This is a genomic window from Hydrogenophaga sp., from assembly GCF_028698005.1.
Classification (GTDB): Bacteria; Pseudomonadota; Gammaproteobacteria; order Burkholderiales; family Burkholderiaceae_C; genus Hydrogenophaga.
Genome location: NZ_JAQVEJ010000218.1, coordinates 1 through 3631 on the forward strand (window position 1 = coordinate 1; position 3631 = coordinate 3631).

5 protein-coding genes are annotated in these 3631 nt (G+C 68.6%); all 5 read right to left on the reverse strand.

What is annotated here, in order from left to right; all coding sequences use genetic code 11:
* The coding region (locus PHQ87_RS14950) for a peroxiredoxin (RefSeq protein WP_300236067.1) at window positions 1–583 on the reverse strand (583 nt) is incomplete at its 3' end.
* Between the two features lie 4 nt (window positions 584–587).
* Window positions 588–1091 (reverse strand): GNAT family N-acetyltransferase, encoded by a 504-nt coding sequence (locus tag PHQ87_RS14955; RefSeq protein WP_300236068.1) that lies wholly within the window; start codon window positions 1089–1091, stop codon window positions 588–590.
* Between the two features lie 5 nt (window positions 1092–1096).
* The gene (locus PHQ87_RS14960) at window positions 1097–2011 is read right to left on the reverse strand and encodes a LysR substrate-binding domain-containing protein (RefSeq protein WP_300236070.1); all 915 of its coding nucleotides are present in this window, start codon (window positions 2009–2011) and stop codon (window positions 1097–1099) included.
* A gap of 30 nt (window positions 2012–2041) precedes the next feature.
* Window positions 2042–2908: a DMT family transporter gene (locus tag PHQ87_RS14965; RefSeq protein ID WP_300236073.1), complete on the reverse strand. Its 867-nt coding sequence runs from the start codon at window positions 2906–2908 to the stop codon at window positions 2042–2044.
* 42 nt (window positions 2909–2950) lie between these two features.
* Window positions 2951–3631: LysR substrate-binding domain-containing protein (locus PHQ87_RS14970; RefSeq protein ID WP_300236076.1), on the reverse strand; the 681-nt coding region annotated here is incomplete at its 5' end.

Consider the following 3631-nt stretch of genomic DNA (forward strand, 5'->3'; position numbering starts at 1 on the left):
ATGGTTTGCCGGATTGATTGGCATGATGGCCTTTGAGCCACTCGATGACATCGTCGGCATTCCGGTCCGGCGGGAACACCGGATAGAACACATGCTCGATCACGCCATCGTGCGCAATCAGGGTCAGCCGCTTGAGCAGCGCCAGGCCTTGCACCTCGAAGACCGGCAGACTGAGCGCGGTTGCGAATGAAAGACGATGGTCGGACAGCAAGGGAAAAGGCAGGTGCAGGCGCGCCACCGCCTCGCATTGGTACGTGGTGTCCTGCGTGGACACGCCGAACAACTGGGCGACGCCCAAGGACTTCAGTTCGGCGAAATGATCCCTGAAGGCACAGGATTGCGGGGTGCAGCCCCGTGCTCCTGGAATCTCGTCCCAGCCTGGAGGCAGTGCGACATCTGGCCGGCCCGTCATCGGGAAGAGATAGAGCACCGTGCGCCCGCGCAGGCGCGAAGGATCGACACGGCCACCATCCGTCGATGCCAGTTCAAGCGTGGGCAGGCGCATGCCCGTCAGGTGGCGGGCGCCGCCATCATCCTCCGGCTGCGGAAGACGGGACCAATCGACCTGCTGCAGGTTGTTCATGGCTTTACCACCGCTCGCTACCGGCCAGCCAAAGCACGTAGCTCTTCCAGCCGGCGGGTTCGGCGAAGCGCGCATAGGCCCGGATGGCATCGGGGTTGTCCTCGGGGACCAGCCAGCGCAGATGGATCCAGGCGCGCGATCGACCGGTATCGGCGATGGCCGCGATGAGCCGCTGAGCGAGTCGTTTCCCGCGCGCGGCGGGCAGGACGTACAGGTCGTCGAGCTGGCCCGACTGCCCTCCGGAGATCGCCTCGGGCAGATCGAAGAACACTGCGAAGGCGACGAGTTCGCCGCCGAGAAAGCCACCCAGCACTTCCGCGACCGGATCGGCGATCAAGGCATTGGCACGGGCCAGTGCATTCGCCCCGGCGCCTTGCCCGTGGCGCATCTCGTCGCCATAGGCGGCCAGCAGGGAGGCAAGCGCAACGGCGTCATGGGCAACGAGCCGTCGAAGCGTCACACCTTCATCCGACAGGGCGTGCTGATCGCACGGTTGTGCGGCTTTCATGTGTGTCATGCGGTCAAGGCCTTCGGATCGTCGGCGTCATCCACCGGTGGACAGTGTTCGCGCAGCCAGGCGCGCAAGGCGTCGAGGCGCCGGTCCTCGCCCAGGGCGGGTGGATACACGAGGTGGAAGTCGCCGCCGGCCGGGACCTCATGGTCGAACAAGGGTTCCAGCAAGCCTGCCCGCACCGAGCGCTCGGCGAGTTGCGCCACCACCAGACACAGACCCGTTCCTTCGCTGGCCGCCTGCAGCGCGAGGCCGCAGGAATCGACCTGGGTGATCAGGGCGGGGTGTTGCGGACCGGCCGGCAGCGTCTGCAGCCATTGCTCCCAGTGCAGGCCATAGCGGGAAACGAACAGGTGCGCCTGCGCCAGTTGCGCCAATCGTCCCTCGGGGGTGGCGGCCAGCGAGCCGGCCCTGGCATAGACGCCCAGGGTGCCGGCAAACAACATCTCCGAAAGCAGCCCGGGCCACGGCGGCTCGCCGAACCACAGGCCCACGTCGGCGGTGCCCGCCGCGAGATCGGCATGGCCTTGGACGGTGGTGATGTCGAGCGCGGATTCGGCGGTCCCGAACGGATAGGCGGCCAGCCGCGGCGCCAGCCAGTTGATGGCGATCGCCGGCAGCGTGTGCAGCCGCAGCGGGCCGTCCAGCCGTTCGTCCCGCAGCGTCTGAACCGAGGCGGCGATGTGGGAGAAGCCCGCATTCAGCGTCGGGGCCAGGCGGCGGCCGGCGTCGGTCAGCTCCACGGCGCCACCGACACGGCGCAGCAACTCGACGCCCAGCAGGTCTTCCAGCGTGCGCAACTGGTGGCTGACCGCCGAGGGCGTGACCGCCAGTTCCAGGGCGGCGTCCTTGATCGACAGATGGCGTGCGGCGGCTTCGAAAGCGCGCAGGGCATTCAGTGGTACGGGGATGCGCATGGGCCCCTCATCTTCCGCAAGGCGTCGGCGTCATCGTTCTGTCCCGCCGCATCCGGCGACGGCGGCGGACTGCCCCGCCGGGGCCGGGTCCCGCTGGGGGCGCCGCAGGTACCAGGCCAGCGCGGCAATGATCAGCGCGCCCCCGGCCAAGGCACCACTCCCGGGCGCCTCGCCGAAGGCCAGCCACACCCAGAGCGGCCCCAGCACCACGTCCAGCAGGCTGATCAGTCCCGCTTCTCCCGCCGGAATGCGCCGGCCTCCTTCGAGGAACAGCAGGAAGGCCAGGGCCATGGCGACGATACCCAGCAGTGCCAGGCTCGACAGCGCCTTCGGGTCCGGAACCTGCCGCGACATGAAGGGCAGCGCCGCCACGGCGCAGAGCAGGCACCCCAGCGTGTTGACCTTCACGACGTCCAGCCCAGGATGGCTTTTGACGATGATCAGGAGTCCACCGAACGCAGACGTCATCAGCAAGGCAAGCACGCTGCCGAGGAAATGGCCACTGCCGGTCGGGCCCCCCACGACGATCGCCACACCTGCCAGGCAGCATGCGCCAGCGGCGAGAACGCGCGGGGAAAGTGGCTCGCCCAAGATCAACCGCGCCAGGCCGGCAGCGACCAGGGGCAGGCAGGCGTAGATCAGCAGGACGTTGGCTACCGTGGTCAGTGTCAGCGCGGCGATGTACGCCACCGTCGCCGTCGATACGAGGAGGGTGGCCCCCCATCCAACTGCACCGAACGTTCCGCCTCGTTCGCCGCGTCCGCGCAAGGCCAAGACCGCGGCCAGCGCCAGGCCCGCGAACAGGGAACGCCAGCCGACGATGGTCCATGCGTCCAGGTCCGTCAGCCGGACGAACAGCCCGGCCGAACTCCAGCAGACCGCCGAGAGCACAACCATGACGAAACCGATCCATCGACGAGACACCCCAGTTCCTCCCTGTCAGGACATTGAAGCCACCGGGCTCGCGCAGGCGGCAGCGGATCGAGGCTTCGCCGCCGGCGACGCGGTGCTTTGCGCGGGCCCGTCCTTGGCACTGCCCGTGTCGGCCGTCGTCCGTTCTTGCCCTCCGTGCCGGGCTTGCTCATCGACCTGCTCGCGCAGCCAACCGCGCAGGTTGTCCAGCCGTCGGTCCTCGGACAGCGCCTCGGGATAGACGAGCCAGAAGCCGACGCCCGCGCTCACGGGGTGGTCGAAGACCGAGGCCAGGCGTCCGAGCCGGACGGCACTCTCGGCCAGTTCGCAGACAGCGATCGACACGCCGGCCCCATCGGCGGCCGCCTGCATCGTCAGGCCGCCCGAGTCCACGCGGGTCACGACAGCCGGCTCGAACGGTCCACCGGGCAGGCTGTCCATCCAGCGCCGCCAGCTGAGGCAATGCCGTGACACGAACAGGTTGGCGCGCGCAACCTGCTTGAGGCGTTCCCGGCGCGAGCCGGTGGCAAAGCCCGGGCGCGCGTACAGATCGATGGTGGCCTCGAACAACAGGTCAGCCCGCAGGCCGGCCCACTGGCCGTCGCCATACCAGATGCCGGCATCGGCCACGCCGGCGGCCAGATCCACGTCGTCCTGCGTGGTGGAGATGTCCAGCGAGAAGCCGCGCCGCTCGAACGGATACAGGCT